General features: G+C 73.5%; 16 protein-coding genes. 10 read left to right on the top strand and 6 right to left on the bottom strand.

The features are described from left to right. The first annotated feature begins 80 nt into the window (after positions 1-80). Positions 81-923: a helix-turn-helix transcriptional regulator gene (locus ACIQGQ_RS17870; protein ID WP_352272890.1), complete on the top strand. Its 843-nt coding sequence runs from the start codon at positions 81-83 to the stop codon at positions 921-923. 23 nt (positions 924-946) lie between these two features. Here the strand turns inward: ACIQGQ_RS17870 and ACIQGQ_RS17865 are convergent, their stop codons facing one another. Then, complete coding sequence (locus tag ACIQGQ_RS17865) at positions 947-2,092, bottom strand: winged helix DNA-binding domain-containing protein (protein ID WP_402396610.1); 1,146 nt, start codon at positions 2,090-2,092, stop codon at positions 947-949. A 123-nt stretch (positions 2,093-2,215) separates the two neighbouring features. Between ACIQGQ_RS17865 and ACIQGQ_RS17860 the strand changes: the two genes are divergently transcribed. Together ACIQGQ_RS17860 and ACIQGQ_RS17855 are read left to right on the top strand one after the other, a co-directional pair. Beyond that, on the top strand, positions 2,216-3,088 hold the full coding sequence (locus tag ACIQGQ_RS17860; RefSeq protein ID WP_402396608.1) for a DMT family transporter: 873 nt from the start codon (positions 2,216-2,218) through the stop codon (positions 3,086-3,088). A gap of 122 nt (positions 3,089-3,210) precedes the next feature. Next, entirely contained in the window at positions 3,211-3,618 is a 408-nt protein-coding gene (locus tag ACIQGQ_RS17855) for a cold-shock protein (RefSeq protein WP_402396605.1), read from the top strand. 37 nt (positions 3,619-3,655) lie between these two features. On the opposite strand, the gene ACIQGQ_RS17850 is transcribed toward ACIQGQ_RS17855, so the two are convergent. After that, positions 3,656-3,886, bottom strand: a complete 231-nt coding sequence (locus ACIQGQ_RS17850) for a DUF6296 family protein (protein ID WP_366300129.1) — start codon at positions 3,884-3,886, stop codon at positions 3,656-3,658. Positions 3,887-4,098: 212 nt separating this feature from the next. Between ACIQGQ_RS17850 and ACIQGQ_RS17845 the strand changes: the two genes are divergently transcribed. Further along, positions 4,099-4,545, top strand: coding sequence for a DUF5709 domain-containing protein (locus ACIQGQ_RS17845; RefSeq protein WP_402396602.1), 447 nt, complete (start codon positions 4,099-4,101; stop codon positions 4,543-4,545). A gap of 120 nt (positions 4,546-4,665) precedes the next feature. Further along, positions 4,666-5,034 carry a nuclear transport factor 2 family protein gene (locus tag ACIQGQ_RS17840; protein ID WP_402396599.1) on the top strand — a complete coding sequence of 123 codons (369 nt, stop codon included), beginning with the start codon at positions 4,666-4,668 and terminating at the stop codon, positions 5,032-5,034. Between the two features lie 32 nt (positions 5,035-5,066). Here the strand turns inward: ACIQGQ_RS17840 and ACIQGQ_RS17835 are convergent, their stop codons facing one another. From ACIQGQ_RS17835 to ACIQGQ_RS17820, 4 genes are read right to left on the bottom strand one after another with little or no spacing between them, the layout of a single operon-like run. Further along, complete coding sequence (locus ACIQGQ_RS17835) at positions 5,067-5,567, bottom strand: SRPBCC domain-containing protein (protein WP_402396596.1); 501 nt, start codon at positions 5,565-5,567, stop codon at positions 5,067-5,069. Positions 5,568-5,592: 25 nt separating this feature from the next. Beyond that, positions 5,593-6,510 carry an alpha/beta fold hydrolase gene (locus ACIQGQ_RS17830; protein ID WP_402396593.1) on the bottom strand — a complete coding sequence of 306 codons (918 nt, stop codon included), beginning with the start codon at positions 6,508-6,510 and terminating at the stop codon, positions 5,593-5,595. A 26-nt stretch (positions 6,511-6,536) separates the two neighbouring features. Then, positions 6,537-7,787 carry a beta-ketoacyl-[acyl-carrier-protein] synthase family protein gene (locus ACIQGQ_RS17825; protein WP_402396590.1) on the bottom strand — a complete coding sequence of 417 codons (1,251 nt, stop codon included), beginning with the start codon at positions 7,785-7,787 and terminating at the stop codon, positions 6,537-6,539. Beyond that, the gene (locus ACIQGQ_RS17820) at positions 7,784-8,017 is read right to left on the bottom strand and encodes an acyl carrier protein (RefSeq protein ID WP_402396587.1); all 234 of its coding nucleotides are present in this window, start codon (positions 8,015-8,017) and stop codon (positions 7,784-7,786) included. Before ACIQGQ_RS17820 ends, ACIQGQ_RS17825 begins: the two co-directional genes overlap by 4 nt. Positions 8,018-8,324: 307 nt before the next feature. Here ACIQGQ_RS17820 and ACIQGQ_RS17815 point away from each other — a divergent pair, with 307 nt between their 5' ends. The 5 genes from ACIQGQ_RS17815 to ACIQGQ_RS17795 all read left to right on the top strand — a co-directional run bounded on the left by ACIQGQ_RS17815 (position 8,325) and on the right by ACIQGQ_RS17795 (position 16,546). Next, entirely contained in the window at positions 8,325-9,875 is a 1,551-nt protein-coding gene (locus ACIQGQ_RS17815; RefSeq protein WP_402396584.1) for an N-acetylmuramoyl-L-alanine amidase, read from the top strand. Between the two features lie 284 nt (positions 9,876-10,159). Beyond that, a complete protein-coding gene (locus ACIQGQ_RS17810) occupies positions 10,160-11,590 on the top strand; it encodes an MFS transporter (protein ID WP_402396582.1) in 1,431 nt (476 codons plus the stop codon). A gap of 76 nt (positions 11,591-11,666) precedes the next feature. Beyond that, positions 11,667-13,238: an FGGY family carbohydrate kinase gene (locus ACIQGQ_RS17805; RefSeq protein WP_402396579.1), complete on the top strand. Its 1,572-nt coding sequence runs from the start codon at positions 11,667-11,669 to the stop codon at positions 13,236-13,238. 84 nt (positions 13,239-13,322) lie between these two features. Next, on the top strand, positions 13,323-14,996 hold the full coding sequence (locus ACIQGQ_RS17800; protein ID WP_402396576.1) for an FAD-dependent oxidoreductase: 1,674 nt from the start codon (positions 13,323-13,325) through the stop codon (positions 14,994-14,996). Beyond that, positions 14,993-16,546 carry an FAD-binding oxidoreductase gene (locus ACIQGQ_RS17795; RefSeq protein ID WP_402396573.1) on the top strand — a complete coding sequence of 518 codons (1,554 nt, stop codon included), beginning with the start codon at positions 14,993-14,995 and terminating at the stop codon, positions 16,544-16,546. Before ACIQGQ_RS17800 ends, ACIQGQ_RS17795 begins: the two co-directional genes overlap by 4 nt. Positions 16,547-16,570: the final 24 nt, after the last annotated feature.

Genomic DNA, 16,570 nt, shown 5'->3' with positions numbered 1-16,570 from the left:
CCAGGTCTCACCACCCCCGAACGGGGGTACGGCGGGGTGGCCGAGCCCCCCGCCCCGGGCCCGGGTGGAAGGACGTCAGCGTGCCGGAATCCGTCGATGTGGTCGAAATGCAGACAGCGCTGCTGCGGTTGCGCCGGACCAGTGGCCTGCCGGTGGCCTTCGGCGGGCTGCTCTCGGACGCCCGCCATGCCCGGATCGCCGAGCTGAACGGGGCGCAGACCGCCGCCCTGCGCGGGCTGGTCATCTCGGCGGGCAGCGGGCTCGGCGGCAAGGCGATCGCCCTGTCCCGGCCGTGCGCGGTGACCGACTACCACTCCTCGCGCCACATCAGCCACGAGTACGACCTGGCGGTCGCGGCGGAGGGGCTGCGCTCGGTGGTCGCGGTCCCGGTCGTGGTGCGGCGCAAGGTGCGCGGGGTGCTGTACGGGGCGCTGCGCGCGCCGGTCACGCTCGGCGACCGCACCTTCGACGCGGCGGTGGCCGCCGCCCGCGACGTGGAGCAGGCGCTGGTCGTACGGGACGAGGTGCAGGACCTGCTCACGGCGGCCCGGGAGCAGGTCACGGACCCGCGCACGGCCCCGGAGGCGTGGGAGGACGTCCGCGAGGCCCACCGCGAGCTGCGGGCCCTGGTCCCGAAGGTGGACGATCCGGCGCTCCGCGACGAGCTGCTCGGGGTGTGCGGGCGGCTCGCCTCGGCGGCCGGGGCGCGTACGCCGACGCCCTGCGGGGTGCGGCTGGCGCCGCGCGAGCTGGACGTGCTGGCCTGCGTCGCGGCGGGGGCGACCAACGCGGCGGCGGCGAAGCGGCTCGGGCTGCGGGCGGAGACGGTGAAGGGGTATCTGCGTTCGGCGATGCGGAAGCTGGGCGCGCACACCCGGCTGGAGGCGGTGGTGGCGGCGCGGCGCGCGGGGCTGCTTCCGTAGCGCCCCGCACGTCCGGAGTGCCGTCAGCCGCCGAAGTCGACGAAGGTGGCGAACCGGATGTCGCAGGTGTCGGCGGCGCCCGGCTCCGCCATGACGGAGAGCATCCGCCGGGCCTCCCCGGCGACCGCGTCGCGCTTTTCCGGGCCGAGGGTGCCGAGCGGCTGCACGGTCAGCACCGACGGGTGGGCGCCCGGCCGGCCGGGGCCGTCCTGCCGCCAGATCGCCGCGAGGAAGCCGTCGACGAGGACCGTGCCGTACGCCTGGTTGCCGTTGCCGTTGCGCCCGTGGAACCGGGGCGGGATCACCCGGCTCCGGTCCGCGTGGCCGAGCAGGACGTTGTCGAACTCGGGCAGGAAGCGCGGCGGGGCGGGGGTGTCCTCGGCCGGGCGCGGCGCGTCCGGCAGGTCGAAGAGTTCGGCCCCGTGCTCGTCCCGGAAGGTGACGAGGCCGGGGCGCAGCCGCTCGAACACCTCCCGCATCCGGGTCAGCCCGGCCCAGACCTGCATGTCCTTGACCGAGGCCGGTCCGAAGGCGGCGAGGTAGCGCAGCACCACGGCGTCCGGCGTGGTGGCCCGCCGCGCGGCGGTGCCCAGCCAGTGCTCGGCGGTGGTCAGCGCGACCTGCCCGCTGCGGCCCCACACCCCGCGCGGGGTGGTCTGGACCAGCGGGAGCAGGCAGCGGGCGGCCGTGCCCAGCGCCCGCGGATCGGCCCCGGGCCACTGCGCGCCCAGTGCCTCGCGGAGCTCCTTGGGCGTCCGGGGCCGTTCCCCGACCAGGCCGGCGGCGAGGGACCGCAGCCGGTCGAGGTCCACCCCGGTGAGTCCGGCGCGGAACATCCGCAGCTCCCGGTCTCGGGCCGGCTGGACGAGCGGGCGCAGGCCCAGCACGTCGTCGGCGGTGTGCAGATGGATGGTGGAGCGCAGGGTGACGATGCGGGCCACCTCGCGGGACTCCATCAGCGCGGCCAGCTCGGCGGGGGCGAAGCCGTCGAGGCGGGCGCAGAGCTGGTAGTAGGGCGGCCGGGTGTTCTGCGCCTGGAGGCCGACCAGATGGGCCACGGCGTCCTTGGCGGGCATCGCGGTACGGCGCAGCAGCAGCTGGCGCTCCAGGGTGGCCCGGTTCAGCGCGCGGGCGGAGAGCACGGCGGGCGAGTTCTTCGTGGCAGCCATGACGGGCACGCTACGCACCCTTGCGGACAGGTCCGGTCCGCAAGGGTGGTCGCGCCGGGTCCGGTGCGTGACCCGTGGCGCGGGACCGGGGATCGCGGGGCGGGCGCCCGCATGATGGGGCGGGTGATCAGTGTGCTGTTCGCCCTCCTCACCGCGTTGAGCAACGGCTCCGCCTCCGTGCTCCAGCGCCGTGCCGCCCGTACCGTCCCCGACAGTGAGGCGATGCGCCTGTCGCTGATCGGGCATCTGCTGCGCCGGCCGCTCTGGCTGGCCGGGATCGGGCTGGTGGTCCTCGCGGCCGTCTTCCAGGCCGTGGCGCTGGCCACCGGTCCGATCGCCGTGGTCCAGCCGATCTTCGTGATCGAGCTGCCCGCCACCCTGCTGATGGCCGCCTCCATGATGCGGGTCCGGCTGCCCCGGCGTACCTGGTACGGGGTGGCGGCCGTGACGCTGGGGCTGGCGCTGGGCATGGCGTCGGCGGCCCCCGGCGGCGGGTCGGCGTCGGTGCACACGCTGGCCTGGGTCCCCGCACTGCTGCTGACCGGGCTCTTCGAGGCGGCGCTGATCGCCGCCGCGCTGGGCACCCGCGGGGACACCCGGGGCGCGCTGCTCGGCCTCGCCGCCGCCTGCGGGTACGCGCTGACGGCGGCGCTGATGAAGGACGCGATGGCCCGGCTGACGGACGGCGGGGTGGGGGCGCTGTTCTCGGCCTGGCAGCTGTACGCGATGGCGGCGACCGGGGTGGGCGCGCTCTTCCTGCTCCAGAACGCCCTCCAGGCGGGCACGCTGGTCGCCGTGCAGCCGATGCTGACCCTGGGGGACGCGCTGATCAGCGTGGCGTACGGGGTGACGCTGTTCGGCGAGGACGTGCGTACCGGCTGGTGGCTGGTTCCGGTGGCGGCGGCGCTCGTCCTGATCGCGGTGGGCTGTGCGGAGCTGGCCCGCTCCCCGCTGGCGGCCGGAGATCCCCGGCCGCCGGCCCGCCGGGTGCGGTGAGCCGCCCACGTGACCGGAATCCGGTGCACCGGTCGCGCCGCCCGTCCTCTCGGCGCTATCCTCCCGATCTGGACATCTGCGGTGGTACGGGCAAGGGGCCCGTGTTCTTCTTGGGGGTTGGTGTGGTTTCTGGTCGCGTCGTACGGTTCGACGGAGCTCGGGGGTACGGGTTCATCGCACCCGACCACGGCGGTGAGGACGTGTTCCTCCACGTCAACGACATGCTGATCCCCGAGTCGTACGTGCACACGGGCACGGCGGTCGAGTTCGAGATCGAGGACGGGGAGCGCGGGCTGAAGGCGTCGTCCGTGCGGCTCGCCGAGGGGGCCACGCCCGCCCCGCCACGGGCCGTTTCCCAGGCCGTCGCCGACGACGACGCCCTGTGCGACGTGCTGAGCGCGGCCGAGTTCACCCGGGCCGTGACCGATGTCCTGCTGGATTCCGCGCCGACGCTGACGGGCGCACAGATCCTCCAGGTCCGGCGCAGCCTGCTCCAGTTCGCGAAGAAGCACGGCTGGACCGAGGGCTGACCGTTCCCCGTCCGGGGCCGCCCGGCCCCGGACGGATTCATCCGCCTTGCTCGCGCACCACCAGCGGGGTACCGAGGACCTGGTGTCCGCCGCTGGCCAGCATGCGCACCTCTCCCCGGTCGCTGATCTCCGCGCGCACGATGCCGGTCTCGTCCTCGTAGACCGGGAATCCGCCCGCCCCCGACTGCTCGGTGCGGTGGACGGTCACCGTGTCGTCCTCGACGGCCGACGCCTGAAACACCAGTTGGTAGCTCTCCGGGTAGTCCATATCCTCGTCTCCGATGCGGACGGGGCAGGGCTGTTTCCGCCCGCACCTTCCATGGTCCCTCCGTCCGGCCGGTGGCGCCCGGCCGGACCGTCACGGCTGCGGGTCCGCACTCCGGACATTTATCCTGAAACCGTACGGGCGGTTCGACCGCACTCGGGCGCGTATCGCAGGCCCGGCCCCCCTTTTTCCCGGCCGGGAAGGGAGACAGCACGATGGATGCCGACAGGGGAGACGACGTCTACCAGCCGCAGCCGCCGGAGGCCGCCGACCTCACCGAGCAGCTCGATGTCGAGGACATGCTGGACGGCCGGGGGCTGACCGACGCGCTGGACGAGGGCTACTCGCCGCCCGAGCGGCCATGGGCGGTGGAGGACCGGGGCACCACCGCGGCCGAGCAGCACGACGGCGAATCGCTGGACGGCCGGCTCGCCCGTGAGCTTCCCGACCTCTCGGACACCGTCGGCGACGGGGTGGGCGATCTGCCGGACGGCGACGGCGAGCCGTGGGACGAGGAGGTCGGTACGGCCCGGGCCGGCCGGCTCACCCGGCAGCTGGACATCGACGAGCCGGACACCATGGCGGGCGAGGACGTCGGCATCGACGGGGCGGGCGCCTCCGCCGAGGAGGCCGCGATGCACGTGGTGTCGGACACCCCCTGAGACGGCCCGCCCCCGCCTGACCAGCATGACCCCGGAGGTAATCGACGCTTTCCCCGGCGTCGGACATCGTGTTCCTCACCGGGCCGGCCGAGAGCCGGCCCCCGAGGAGAGGACTCCACGATGACCAGGTACGACGACGCGGTCGAGCGCTACTTCACCGCCTGGAACGCGACCGGCGCCGAGGAGACGGCGAAGGCCGTCGCGGCCGCCTTCACCGAGGACGCCACGTACACCGACCCACTGGCCGAGGTGAGCGGGCACGACGGACTGGTCGCGCTGATCGGCGGCGCCCAGCAGCAGTTCCCCGGCTTCTCCTTCCGGCCCGCCGGAACGCCGGACGGGCACCACGCGCTGGTGCGGTTCGGCTGGGAGCTGGTCTCGGACGCCGACGGCTCGGCGCCCGTCGCCGGGTTCGACGTGATCGTGCTCGCCGACGACGGGCGCATCTCCTCGGTCAGCGGATTCCTCGACCGGGTGCCGGGCGCCTGAGACCCCGGCGGGGAGGGCGGGCCGATCGCCGCTCAGGCGGGCTCGTCGAGGAACTTCCCGCCCTCCAGCAGGGTCTTGAGCGTGGACACGATCGCCACCCAGCCCTCGCTGACGCCCTCCAGCATCCTGCTGTCCGGGCCGTCGAAGCCGTCGTGGGTGAGGGTCAGCCGGATCCCCAGTTCGGGTTCCGCGGCCGGTTCGATGTCGAAGGAGACCCTGGACCGCTCCTGGACGGCCCGCTCCCACTCCTCGTCCGAGGCGAAGTCGAACATCTGGCGGTGCATGGGCTGGAGGGTGTGCCAGCTGTACGCGAGCCGCCTTCCGGGCTCGGCCGCCAGGACCCGCTGGCCGACCTCCTCGAAGTCGCCGTCCGGGTCCATCTTCCAGCGGACCGGCGCTCCCGGCTCCCAGGTGGAGTCGGGGCCGTGGTCGCCCATGTAGATCCTGATCAGCTCGGGGTCGGTCAGTGCCCGGTAGAGCTGGTCGGCGGTGGTCTGGATGTAGATGCGGTAGACGAACTCGGGCTTCTCCATGACCGTTTCTCCGGGTCTGGTCGGTTCACTGGGCGTCGGCCCGGGGCGGGCCGGCCGGTGCGCGGAGGGCCCGGCCCTGCGCGGGCAGGGCGGCGAGCCCCGGGGACGGTTCCAGCGGGCTATCGGTGAAGAAGCGGGCCATCAGGTCCGCGACGTCGTCCGGGCGCTCCAGGACGACCCAGTGGTCGGACTCGCCGATCGTCAGGAACCGGCTGCCCTCGATCGTGGCGGCGAAGGCCCGCTGCCGCTCCGGCGAGGTCACCGTGTCATGTTCGCCCGCGAAGACCAGCGTGGGCACGCCGGTCAGCCCGCCGGAGAAGTCCGGCCGCTGCTCCAGCGCCCGGTGCAGCGAACGCACCGCGTGCGGGGAGTGGGTGAGCGCGTACAGGAAGGAGCGCCGCACATAGCGGCGCGCCAGCTCGCGCCGGTGGACCGGGCGTTCGGGGTCCTGGCACATCAGCACCTCGGCGGCCAGCCCGGCCAGCCCGGCCAGGTCCCCGGTGTCGAGCCGGGCGACGGCGCGGGCCCAGTGGGCGCGCTGCTCCCCGGTGATGTGGGCGGGCACCCCGCCGAGCGCCAGCCGGGCGACCCGGCCGGGGTGGCGGCGGGCGCAGCCGAAGGCGATCGACGTTCCGTACGAGAAGCCGAACAGGTTGACCCGCTCGACGCCCAGGTCGTCGACGATCCCGATGACGGCGTCCTGGAGGAGCTCCGCGCCGGTGCCCGGCGGCAACGGGTCCGCCCCGCCCATGCCGGGCAGATCGGCGGTGACCACGGAGGCCAGGGGCCCGAGGTGGTCGTCCATCTGCGGCCAGCCGTACATGCCCTGGAGTGCGCCGCCGAGGACGATGACCGGTTCGGTGCGCGGCGCGGGCTGCCGCAGCAGCCGGTAGCCGTAGCGCAGACCGCCCACCGACAGGGTCCGGATGATCTCGTCGGCCATGGATCGCGTGCCTCTTGGTTTCCGGGTCAGGCCCTGGTGAGAACGAGTGCGGCGTTGTGTCCGCCGAAGCCGAGCGAGGTCTTGACGGCCGCGTCGAGCACCGCGGGCCGGGCCTCCTTGCTCACCACGTCGACGGGGATCTCCGGATCGGGGGCGTCGAGGTTCACGGTGGGCGGTACCAGCCCGTGCTGGAGCGTCAGGACGGTCAGCGCGGTCTCGATGCCCCCGGCGGCGCCCAGGGTGTGCCCGGTCATCGCCTTCGTCGAGGTGACCAGGGGGCGGTCGCCGAGGACGCGGTGGAGCATCGTTCCCTCGATGAGGTCGTTGGAGACCGTGGACGTGCCGTGGGCGTTGACGTGGCCGATGTCCCGGGGCTCGACACCGGCGTCGGCGAGCGCGGCGCGCAGGGCCCGCTCGATGCCGAGGCCGCCGGGGTCGGGGGCGACGGCGGAGTGGGCGTCGCTGGAGGCGGCGTAACCGGCGAGGTGGGCGCGGACGGTGGCACCGCGGGCCCGCGCGTGTTCCGGGCGCTCCAGCACCAGCAGGCCGGCGCCCTCGCCGACGACGAAGCCGTCCCGGTGTGCGTCGAAGGGGCGGCAGGCCGCCGCGGGGTCCTCGCGCCGGGTGGAGACCGCCTTGAGCCGGCAGGCGCTGGCGATGAGGAGCCGGGAGCAGACCGATTCGGCGCCGCCCGCCACGACGATGTCGCAGGCACCGGTGCGGAGCATCTGGTGGGCGGTGCCGAGGGCGACGGTCCCGGAGGAGCAGGCGGTGGAGACGGCCTGGCTCGGGCCGAGGGCGCCGAGGTCGGTGGCGACGCTGCTGGCGGCGCCGTTGACGACGGTGAGCGGGGCGAGCTTCGGGGAGACCCGGCGGGCGCCGCGCTCGGTGAGGAGGGCGTGCTGTTCGTCGTAGAAGGGCAGCCCGCCATGGGCGGAGCCGATGACGACGGCGACCCGTCCGGCGTCCCAGACCCCGGGGCCGAGTCCGGCGTCGGCGACGGCCTCGCGGGCCGCGAGGACGGCCAGTTGGGCGAAGCGGTCCATAAGCCGCGCGGCCGCCACGCCGAGCACGGCGCGCGGGTCGAGCCCGGCGACCGTGTACATGAAGTCGCAGGGCAGACCTTCGAGTTCGGGCCGGTGCGGGACATGGGGCGGGTCCGTGGGCCCGGTGACCGCGCGCCAGGTCGCCTCCGTACCGACGCCCGCGGCGGTGATCAGGCCGATGCCGGTGACGGCGGCGGCGAAGGGCTCCGGGCGGTACGGACGGGGCGTCACGCGGCGACCCGGTGGTGCACCGCGTCCACGAGCCGGCCGACCGTGTCCCGCGAGCTCAGCTGCACGTCGTCGAGGTCCACGCCGAGCCGGTCCTCGATGAGCAGCCGCAGCTCCTCCAACGCCAGTGAGTCGAGCTGGAGATGACGGAGCGACACATCCAGCCGGATGGCGTGGGGGTCGGTGCCGAAGTTCGCCACCAGCAAGGTACTGATCTCTTCTGCCGTGCTCATGGTGCGGCGCTCCTGCGCTCTCGTACGCGGTGACGCCCTGCCGCGTGAGGTGTGCGTGCCATCGGGGGACGCCGGCTGGTCCGGAGAAACCATTTATACGCCTTCGCGACGGTAGAACCGGTCCGCGTTCGCTCGTGCGATGGACGGCGTCCAGGTGTGCGAATCCAAGGGGATGACGGCGCGACACACCGGGGCAGATCATTGTCATGCCCTGAACAGAAAGATAATCTGATCGCGCTTCGCGGCCCTCGGCCCACCCCACCCGGGCCCGGGGCCGCGCCCACTCCCCCACCGAGCAGGAGCAGGTATGCCCAGCCGCGCCGCGATCCACACCCGGGGCCGCGCCACCGTCCTGGCGGCCCTCACCGCCACCGTCCTCACCATGACCGGATCGCCGTCCCTCGCCGCCCCGGGCGACGGCCACCCGATGGAGCGGGCGTTCGAGCGGGCCGCGGCGGAGTACGACGTACCGCGCGATCTGCTCGCCGCCGTCGGCTACGGCGAGACCCATCTCGACGGCCACTCCGGGCGCCCCAGCCAGGCCAACGGCTACGGCGTGATGCACCTGGTGAGCAATCCCGCCGACCGGACGCTGGAGCGGGCCGCGGCCCTCACCGGCGAGCCGCTCGCCCGGCTCCGCGCCGACACCGGTACCAACATCCTGGGCGGCGCCGCCGTGCTGCGCGCCTACGCCGACAAGCTGGGGCTGGACGCCCGGGACCGCGACGACATCGACGCCTGGTACCCGGTGGTGGCCGCGTACGGCGGCGCCCGGGGCCCGGCCGCCGCGCTGTACGCCGACACCGTGTACACCTTCCTGGCCGACGGGATCACGGCGGACGTCCCCGGCGGCGAGCGCATCACGGTGACGAGCCGTCCGGTCACCCCGCAGAAGGGCGCGCTCGCCGCCACCGAGGTCCGCGCGCAGAGCCCCGACTACCCGTCGGCGCTGTGGGTGGCGGCCAACGCGAACAACTTCGCCCAGGGCCGGTCCGCGAAGATCGACAAGGTGGTCGTCCACGTCACGCAGGGCTCGTACGCGGGCTCGATCAGCTGGTTCCAGAACCCCGCCGCGGAGGTGAGCGCCCACTACGTGGTGCGGTCGTCGGACGGCCAGATCACCCAGATGGTGCGGGACAGCGACACCGCCTACCACGCGCGCAGCGCCAACTCCTCCTCACTGGGCATCGAGCACGAGGGGTTCATCGACGACCCGTCCTGGTTCACGGACAGCATGTACCGCGCCTCCGCCGCGCTGACCGCGTACCTCTGCGACCGCTACGGCATCCCCAAGGACCGGGCGCACATCATCGGGCACAGTGAGGCACCGGGCAACGACCACACCGACCCGGGTCCCTACTGGGACTGGAACCGCTACATGCAGCTCGTCGGCGGGGACACCGGCGGCGACGGCTCCGACGGACTGAGCTTCGCCTCCTACGCCACCCAGCAGAGCGGCTCGGCCGGCGCCCAGGTCAAGGCCGTCCAGCGGCTGCTGAGCGAACAGGGCTTCCCGGTCGGCCAGGTGGACGGCGACTTCGGCGCGGCCACCAAGGCCGCGGTGATCGCGTACCAGGCCGCGCGCGGGCTGGACGCGGACGGTGTGGTGGGGGCCCGGACCTGGACCGCGCTGCTGTCGGCAGGCCCCGCGACCAGCCTCCAGCAGGGCGCCACGGGCGACGCGGTGAAGCGGCTCCAGCGCGCGCTGACCGCGGCGCTGGGCTCGACGGTCGGCGTCGACGGCAGCTTCGGCCCGGAGACGGCGACCGCGGTGCGCGGCTACCAGACGAGCCGGGGCCTGACGGCCGACGGCATCGTGGGGGCGAACACCTGGGCGGCGCTGCAGTCCGGGCGCTGACCCCGTTCGCGCGGGGCGGGGCGGGGTGCGACCGCCCCGCCCCGCGTCCGCCGCCCCGCCCGCCGGGGCCGTGTCACGTTCCGGAAACCTTCCGGAAACCCTTGACGTCCCTCCTGACTCGTTCTTAACCTCACTGCGTAGTTCGCATTCCTTGCAGTTCACGTGCTGCGGCGCTTTCCGCAGTGTTTTGACAGGCACAGACACAGACCACCTGTCGGTGGCTTCGTCGTGCCTGTTTCTCTGTGCTCCCGTACCGCCGATGGGTCTTCCTCGAAGGCGGATTCATGGCACAACGTCCGAGCGTCAGAGGCGTCGGCGACGTCGTTGCGCTCATCGATGGGCTGGGCAAGATCACCGGCCGGGCGCAGGTCATCTGGTTTCTCGTGTTCGGCGGGCTCTTCCTCGACGCCTATTCGAACGCCGCGCTGAGCGCCGGCCTGGGGCCGATGACGTCCCAGATGGAGCTGAGCAGCACGCAGGTCTCGATCCTCACGGCCACCGCTCCGGCCCTGGCGATCATCTTCAACCCGTTCGGCGGCTGGCTCGCCACCCGGATCGGCCGTGTTCCCCCGCTGCTGCTGGCGAAGGTGTTCGCCATCGCGGGCGCCCTGCTGGCCGCCTTCGCCGGTGACTTCACCGTCGTCTGGCTCGGCCGGGTGCTGGTGGGCGTCGCGTACGGCATCGACTTCGCCGTCGCCATGGCGCTGCTCGCCGAGTACACGCCCGCGAAGCTGGGCGGGCGGCTGAACCTGTGGCAGGCCGTCTGGTACGTCGCCACCACCAGCAACCTCGCGCTCGCCCTGGTCTTCTTCAACCTGGACGTCGGTGCGGACATCTGGCGCTGGTCGGTCGGATCGGCCGCGGTCGTTGCCGTCGCACTGCTGCTGGGCCAGTGGCTGATGCTCAAGGAGAGCCCCACCTGGCTGGCGAGCAAGGGCCGGCTGGCGGAGTCCGTCGCCAACCTGGACCGGATCTACGGGATCAAGGCCGTCGCCGGTGAGCCGGACGGGGCCGCCCGGGCCGCCACCGAGGCGCCCGCCATCGGGTTCCGCCAGGCCGGGGTGCTCTTCAAGGGCGACTACCTGCCGCGCACGGTCCTCTCCTCGGTCATCTCGCTCGGGCAGTCGATGCAGTACTTCGCGGTCGGCTGGTACCTCCCGCTGATCAGCCTGACGATCTTCGGCGAGAGCTTCGAGAAGGCGACGGTCGGCTCGATGGTCTTCAACGCCTTCGGCATAGCCGGCGGGCTGCTCTCCGCCTACTTCGGCCGCCGCCTGGGGCTGCGGCTCAGCTCCGCGGCCGGTTTCGCCGGGGTGTTCGTGGCGCTGCTCGCGATGGGGCTGACCTTCGAGAAGGTGCCCACGGCGGTGGCCTTCCTGCTGCCGGTGCTGTTCATCCTCTGCCACTCCGCGGGCCCCGGCGCCAACGGCAAGTCGATCGCCGCGCTCTCGTACAGCAGCGACGTCCGTGCGCTCGGCACCGGGGTCACCGGGATGGTCGGCAGTTTCGGCAGCGTCGTCGGGCTGTACGTCTTCCCGCAGATCAAGGACTCGCTGGGGCTCGCCGACACCTTCCTGGTGCTCTCCGTCGTGCCGCTGCTCGGGCTGATCACCTGCCTGGCGATCAAGTGGGACCCGACGAAGGCCGCCTCGCCCGACGAGACCGCCGCCCGGGCGGGATCCCCGGATCCCGCGGCACCCGCCGCCGCGCGCTGACCCGCCTCCGGTCCCGCCGCACCACACGATGGTGCCCTCTCCCCTCCCCCGTCCCCATCCTCCCGAAAGGGCCGCAATGACGCAGTCGCTTCCCGGCGCCGCCGCCCGGCTCGGTGTGCTCGCCATCGACGAGGGCACCACGGGCACCCGGGCCGGAGTCGTCCTGGACTCCGGCACCGCCCACGAGGTGTTCTACCGGTCGATCAAGGTCGGCCATCCGGACGACCTCTCGGTCGAGCAGGATCCGATGGAGATCTGGACCGCCACCGTCGAGGTGGCGCGCCGGGCCGTGGCCGGGGCCCGTGCCGAGGGCATCGGGATCACCGCGGTCGCCCTGTCCACGCAACGCGCCACGGCGATGCTCTGGGACCGGGTGACCGGGCGGCCGCTGCTGCCCGCGGTGGTGTGGCAGGACCGGCGGTACGCGGCCGATCTCACCGCGTACGAACCGGAGTGGGACGACGCCCTGCTGGCCCGGCAGGGCCGGCCGGTCGGTGCCCGCTCCCCGTTCCTCTGGGCCGCCCGGCAGATCGCCGGCCACCCGGACGTGGCCGCCGCGTACCGCGAGGGCCGGCTGCTCTTCGGCACCGTCGACACCTGGCTGATCTGGCGGCTCACCGGCGGTGCCGTGCACGCCACGACACCGACCAACGCCGCCTCCACCGGCGGCTACCTGCTGGCCTCGCACGCCTGGGACGAGGAGTGGATCGGCCATCTCGGCTTCCCGACCGAGCTGCTGCCGGAACTCTGCTCCGACGACGCGGGCTTCGGCACCACCGACCCGGCCGCCCTCGGCATCTCCGTACCGCTGGCCGCCTCCATGGGCGACCAGCACGCCGCGCTCGTCGCGCTCGGCGGACTCGCCGCCGGGCAGGGCATGTGCGTCTACGGGACCGGCGCCTTCGTCGACGCGGCGACCGGCACCACCCCCGCCCTGCCCCGGCCGGACATCTCCGGGGTGCTCGCCCAGCCCGGCCGGCGGCAGGGATCCACCAGCCACTACAGCCTGGAGGCGTACACCTCCACGGCGGGTTCGGCGCTGCGCTGGCTCTGTGACGACCTGGGCCTGTTCGCGTCGCCGAAGGAGCTCGGTGAGGAGGCGGGCCGGGTCCCCACCCGGCCGGGCCGCACCCCGCGTTTCGTCCCGGCACTCGCCGGGGTCCGTACGCCGGTCTGGCACCCGGAGGCCACCGCCGCCCTCACCGGGCTCACCCTCGCCACCACCCGCGCCGACCTGGCGCGCGCCGTGCTCGACGGGATCGCGCACTCGGTGTGCGACCTGATCGACGGGGTCGCCGCCACCATGGGCACCCCGTTCACCCGGCTCCGAGTGGGCGGCGGGGTCTCCGGCAGCGACCCGCTGATGCGCATCCAGGCCGACCTGACCGGGCTGCCGCTGGAGCGGGTCTCCGACTCCGCCACCGCCAGCCTGCGCGGCACCGCCTACCTCGCCGGGGTCGCCCGGGGTCTGTGGTCCTCGCTGGAGGAGGTCGTCGAGGCACAGCCGGTCGGCCGGGTCTTCGAGCCCTCCACCACCGCGGCCGAACGCGCCGCGCAGCGCTCCGCCTGGCGCGACGTGCTCGTCGCCCACCTCGGCGATCCCGCGCTGCTCCCCCTGAAAGCCCCCGAACCGCACACCCCCCACTGACGTCGCGCCGACGGCACGCACGTCGCACCGGCGGCCCGCACGCGATGGGCCGGCCGCCGTACCGGAACACCAGGAGTTGATGTTGTGATCACCATGCCCGCCCGGAAGCCGAGGCGCAGCGCCGCGGCGACCCGCCGCACGCCCCTGCTGCTCGACCGGGCAGCCCTCAAGCGCCGGCTGGCCGACGACACGTACGACGTGCTGGTCATCGGTGGCGGCGTCACCGGCGCGTACGCCGTGCTGGACGCGGCCTCCCGGGGGCTGCGCGCGGCGCTGGTCGAGAAGGACGACTTCGCCTCGGGCACCTCCTCGAAGTCCTCGAAGATGGTGCACGGCGGCCTGCGCTACATCGAGCAGGGCAACGTCAACCTGGTCCGCCACTCGCTGCTGGAGCGGCACCGGTTCCGGAAGAACGCCCCGCACCTGGTGCACCGGCTGCCGTTCCTCTTCCCGATCCTGGAGAAGGAGGGGGTCTTCGACGCCCGCCTCGCCAAGGGCTTCGAGGGCCTGCTGTGGACGTACGACCTGGTCGGCGGGTGGCGGATCGGCAAGCTGCACCAGCGGCTGACCGTCCCCGAGGTGCTGGCGCAGGCGCCGACGCTGCGCGCGGACGACCTGAAGGGCGGGCTGATGTACTTCGACGCCCGCACCGACGACGCCCGGCTCGTGCTGACCATCGTGCGGACCGCCGCCGCGCTCGGTGCGACGGTCCTCAACGGGGCGAAGGCCGAGGGTCTGCTGATGCAGATGGGCAAGGTGTCCGGTGCCCGGGTCTCGGCGGACGGCGACAGCTTCGACATCCGGGCCCGCGCCGTCGTCAACGCCACCGGGGTGTGGACCGACGAACTGGACGCCAAGGCGGACGACGGCCACCGGCCGCAGGTGCGCCCCGCCAAGGGCGTGCACATCGTGGTGCCGTGGGAGAAGGTGCGGATCAACTGCACGGTCACCGTGCCGATCCCCGGCCGGGCCCGCCGCGCCACCTGCACCCGCTGGGGCAACAGCGTGGTGCTCGGCACCACCGACGAGGACTACCAGGGCTCCCCCGACGACGTGCACTGCACCCGTCAGGAGATGGACTTCCTGCTGGAGGGCGCCAACACCGCCTTCGAGGGGAAGCTCACCCCGGACGACGTCGTCGGCTCCATCGGCGGTCTGCGCCCGCTGGTCGGCGGCAAGGAGGGCGCCACCCTCGACATGCGCCGCGACCACCACATCACCATCGGCCGCACCGGCATGGTGACGGTGACCGGCGGCAAGCTCACCACCAGCCGCCACATGGGCGAGCTCGTCATCGACAAGGTGATGACCGTGCTCGGCCGGAAGGCGCGGAGCCGCACCAGCGACCTTCCGCTGCTGGGCGGTGCCGGCTACGACTCCGAGGCGGTGGCCGCGTCCGGCGGCCTCGCCGCCCACCTGGGCGAGCGCTTCGGCACCGAGGCCCGGTTCGTCGGCGATCTCGTCCAGGAGGACCCGTCGCTGGCGGAGCCGGTCGTCGCCGGGCTCCCGTACACCCGCGCCGAGGTCGTCTACGCGGCCCGGGCCGAGCTGGCCCGTTCGGTCGACGACGTCCTCTCCCGCCGGACCCGGGCCCGGCTGTTCGCCCGGGACGCGTCCGTGGACGCCGCCGAGGCCGTCGGCGCGATCCTCGGGCGGGAACTGAACCTCACGGAGGCGCAGGTCGAGCGCTCGGTCGCCGAGTACCTCGCAGCCGTCCGTCACGAAAAGTCCGTACTCCTCGAAGGGGCAGCAGCATGATCAGCCGTCAGACCATCACCCACCCGTTCAACCGGGGCGACTACACCGTGGGCGCGCCCAGCTTCGCCAAGTGGGCCCGCAACACGCCGATCGGCGACGGGGCGGCCGCGCTCCAGGCGGACCCGGTGGAGGTCCCCGCGTCCGTGGTGGAGGCGCTGCGCGGGGCCGCGCACGCGGTGCACACCGCCCGCGAGGAGGTCGTCACCCGCACCCGCGACTGGTGGGCCGGTTCGATGATCGGTGAGACCGAGGGCCGTCCGGCGACCCCGGACGCGGTGGTCGTCGAGGCCGCCGACGCCGACCAGGTCGCCGCCGTGCTGCGGATCTGCCACGAGGCGGGCATCCCGGTCACCCCGTCCGCGGGCCGCTCCAACGTGACGGGCGCGGCGCTGCCGGTCTTCGGCGGGGTGGTCCTGGACGTGTGCGGGCTGAACCGGATCACCGGCTTCGACGCGGAGTCGAACATCGTGGACGTCCAGGCCGGCATGTTCGGCGACCTCTTCGAGAAGCAGCTCCAGGAGGAGTACGGCGTCACCACCGGCCACTGGCCGTCCGCCTTCGCCGTCTCCACGGTCGGCGGCTGGATCGCCTGCCGGGGCGCCGGTCAGCTCTCCACCCGGTACGGCAAGATCGAGGACATGGTCGTCGGCGTGGACGTCGTGCACGCGGACGGGACCCGGGCCACCTACGGCGACTACGCCCGCGCCGCGGTCGGGCCGGACCTGCGCCAGCTGTTCGTCGGCTCCGAGGGGACCCTCGGCGTGATCGTCTCGGCCCGGCTGCGGGTGCACCCGCTGCCGGAGTACGCCTCGGCCGCCGCGTACGGTTTCACCAGCTTCGCCCAGGGCCTGGAGGCCTGCCGCCGGATCATGCAGCGCGGCGCCACCCCGGCCGTCCTGCGGCTCTACGACGCCCTGGAGTCGGGCACCCACTTCGGGCACCCGGAGACCAATCTGCTGCTGATCGCGGACGAGGGCGACCCGGCCCTCGTGGACGCCTCGCTGAAGATCGCCCGGGAGGTCTGCGAGGAGTACGGCCCCGAGCTGGACAGCCAGGCGGTCTTCGAGCGCTGGCTGGACGAGCGGATGCTGGTCGGCAAGTCCGCCGACGGCTTCAAGCCCGGCCCCGGCTTCGTCGCCGACACCCTGGAGATGGCCGCGTCCTGGACCGACCTGCCGGTGATCTACGACGAGGTGGTCGCCGCGATCCAGGCGGTGGACGGCACCCTGGCCGCCTCGGCCCACCAGTCCCACGCGTACACCGACGGCGCCTGCGTCTACTTCTCGCTCCGCGGCGACGTGGCTCCCGAGTCGCGCCGCGACTGGTACCGCTCGGTGTGGGACGCCGCCAACGGCGTACTGATCAAGCACGCGGCGGCGCTCAGCCACCACCACGGCTGCGGGCTGCTGCGCGGCCCCTACCTGGAGGAATCCCTCGGGGCGGGCTTCGCGACCTTCGTCGCGGTGAAGAAGGCCCTGGACCCGGCCGGCATCCTCAACCCTGGCAAACTGGGCCTTCCCAGCCGATTCGGTACGTCTCCGCTGAACTGACGCGGGGAGCCTCGCAGTCACGCT

Origin of the sequence: Streptomyces sp. NPDC092952, from assembly GCF_044754785.1 — a bacterium.
Lineage (GTDB): Bacteria > Actinomycetota > Actinomycetes > Streptomycetales > Streptomycetaceae > Streptomyces.
This window is presented reverse-complemented; position numbering and strand designations above follow the sequence as displayed.

Bases quoted from the DNA above. Each gene is read 5' to 3' on its own strand.
- ACIQGQ_RS17865 (WP_402396610.1), bottom strand. From the start codon at position 2,092: ATGGCTGCCACGAAGAACTCGCCCGCCGTGCTCTCCGCCCGCGCGCTG.
- ACIQGQ_RS17850 (WP_366300129.1), bottom strand. From the start codon at position 3,886: ATGGACTACCCGGAGAGCTACCAACTGGTGTTTCAGGCGTCGGCCGTC.
- ACIQGQ_RS17845 (WP_402396602.1), top strand. From the start codon at position 4,099: ATGGATGCCGACAGGGGAGACGACGTCTACCAGCCGCAGCCGCCGGAG.
- ACIQGQ_RS17840 (WP_402396599.1), top strand. From the start codon at position 4,666: ATGACCAGGTACGACGACGCGGTCGAGCGCTACTTCACCGCCTGGAAC.
- ACIQGQ_RS17835 (WP_402396596.1), bottom strand. From the start codon at position 5,567: ATGGAGAAGCCCGAGTTCGTCTACCGCATCTACATCCAGACCACCGCC.
- ACIQGQ_RS17830 (WP_402396593.1), bottom strand. From the start codon at position 6,510: ATGGCCGACGAGATCATCCGGACCCTGTCGGTGGGCGGTCTGCGCTAC.
- ACIQGQ_RS17820 (WP_402396587.1), bottom strand. From the start codon at position 8,017: ATGAGCACGGCAGAAGAGATCAGTACCTTGCTGGTGGCGAACTTCGGC.
- ACIQGQ_RS17815 (WP_402396584.1), top strand. From the start codon at position 8,325: ATGCCCAGCCGCGCCGCGATCCACACCCGGGGCCGCGCCACCGTCCTG.
- ACIQGQ_RS17810 (WP_402396582.1), top strand. From the start codon at position 10,160: ATGGCACAACGTCCGAGCGTCAGAGGCGTCGGCGACGTCGTTGCGCTC.
- ACIQGQ_RS17805 (WP_402396579.1), top strand. From the start codon at position 11,667: ATGACGCAGTCGCTTCCCGGCGCCGCCGCCCGGCTCGGTGTGCTCGCC.
- ACIQGQ_RS17795 (WP_402396573.1), top strand. From the start codon at position 14,993: ATGATCAGCCGTCAGACCATCACCCACCCGTTCAACCGGGGCGACTAC.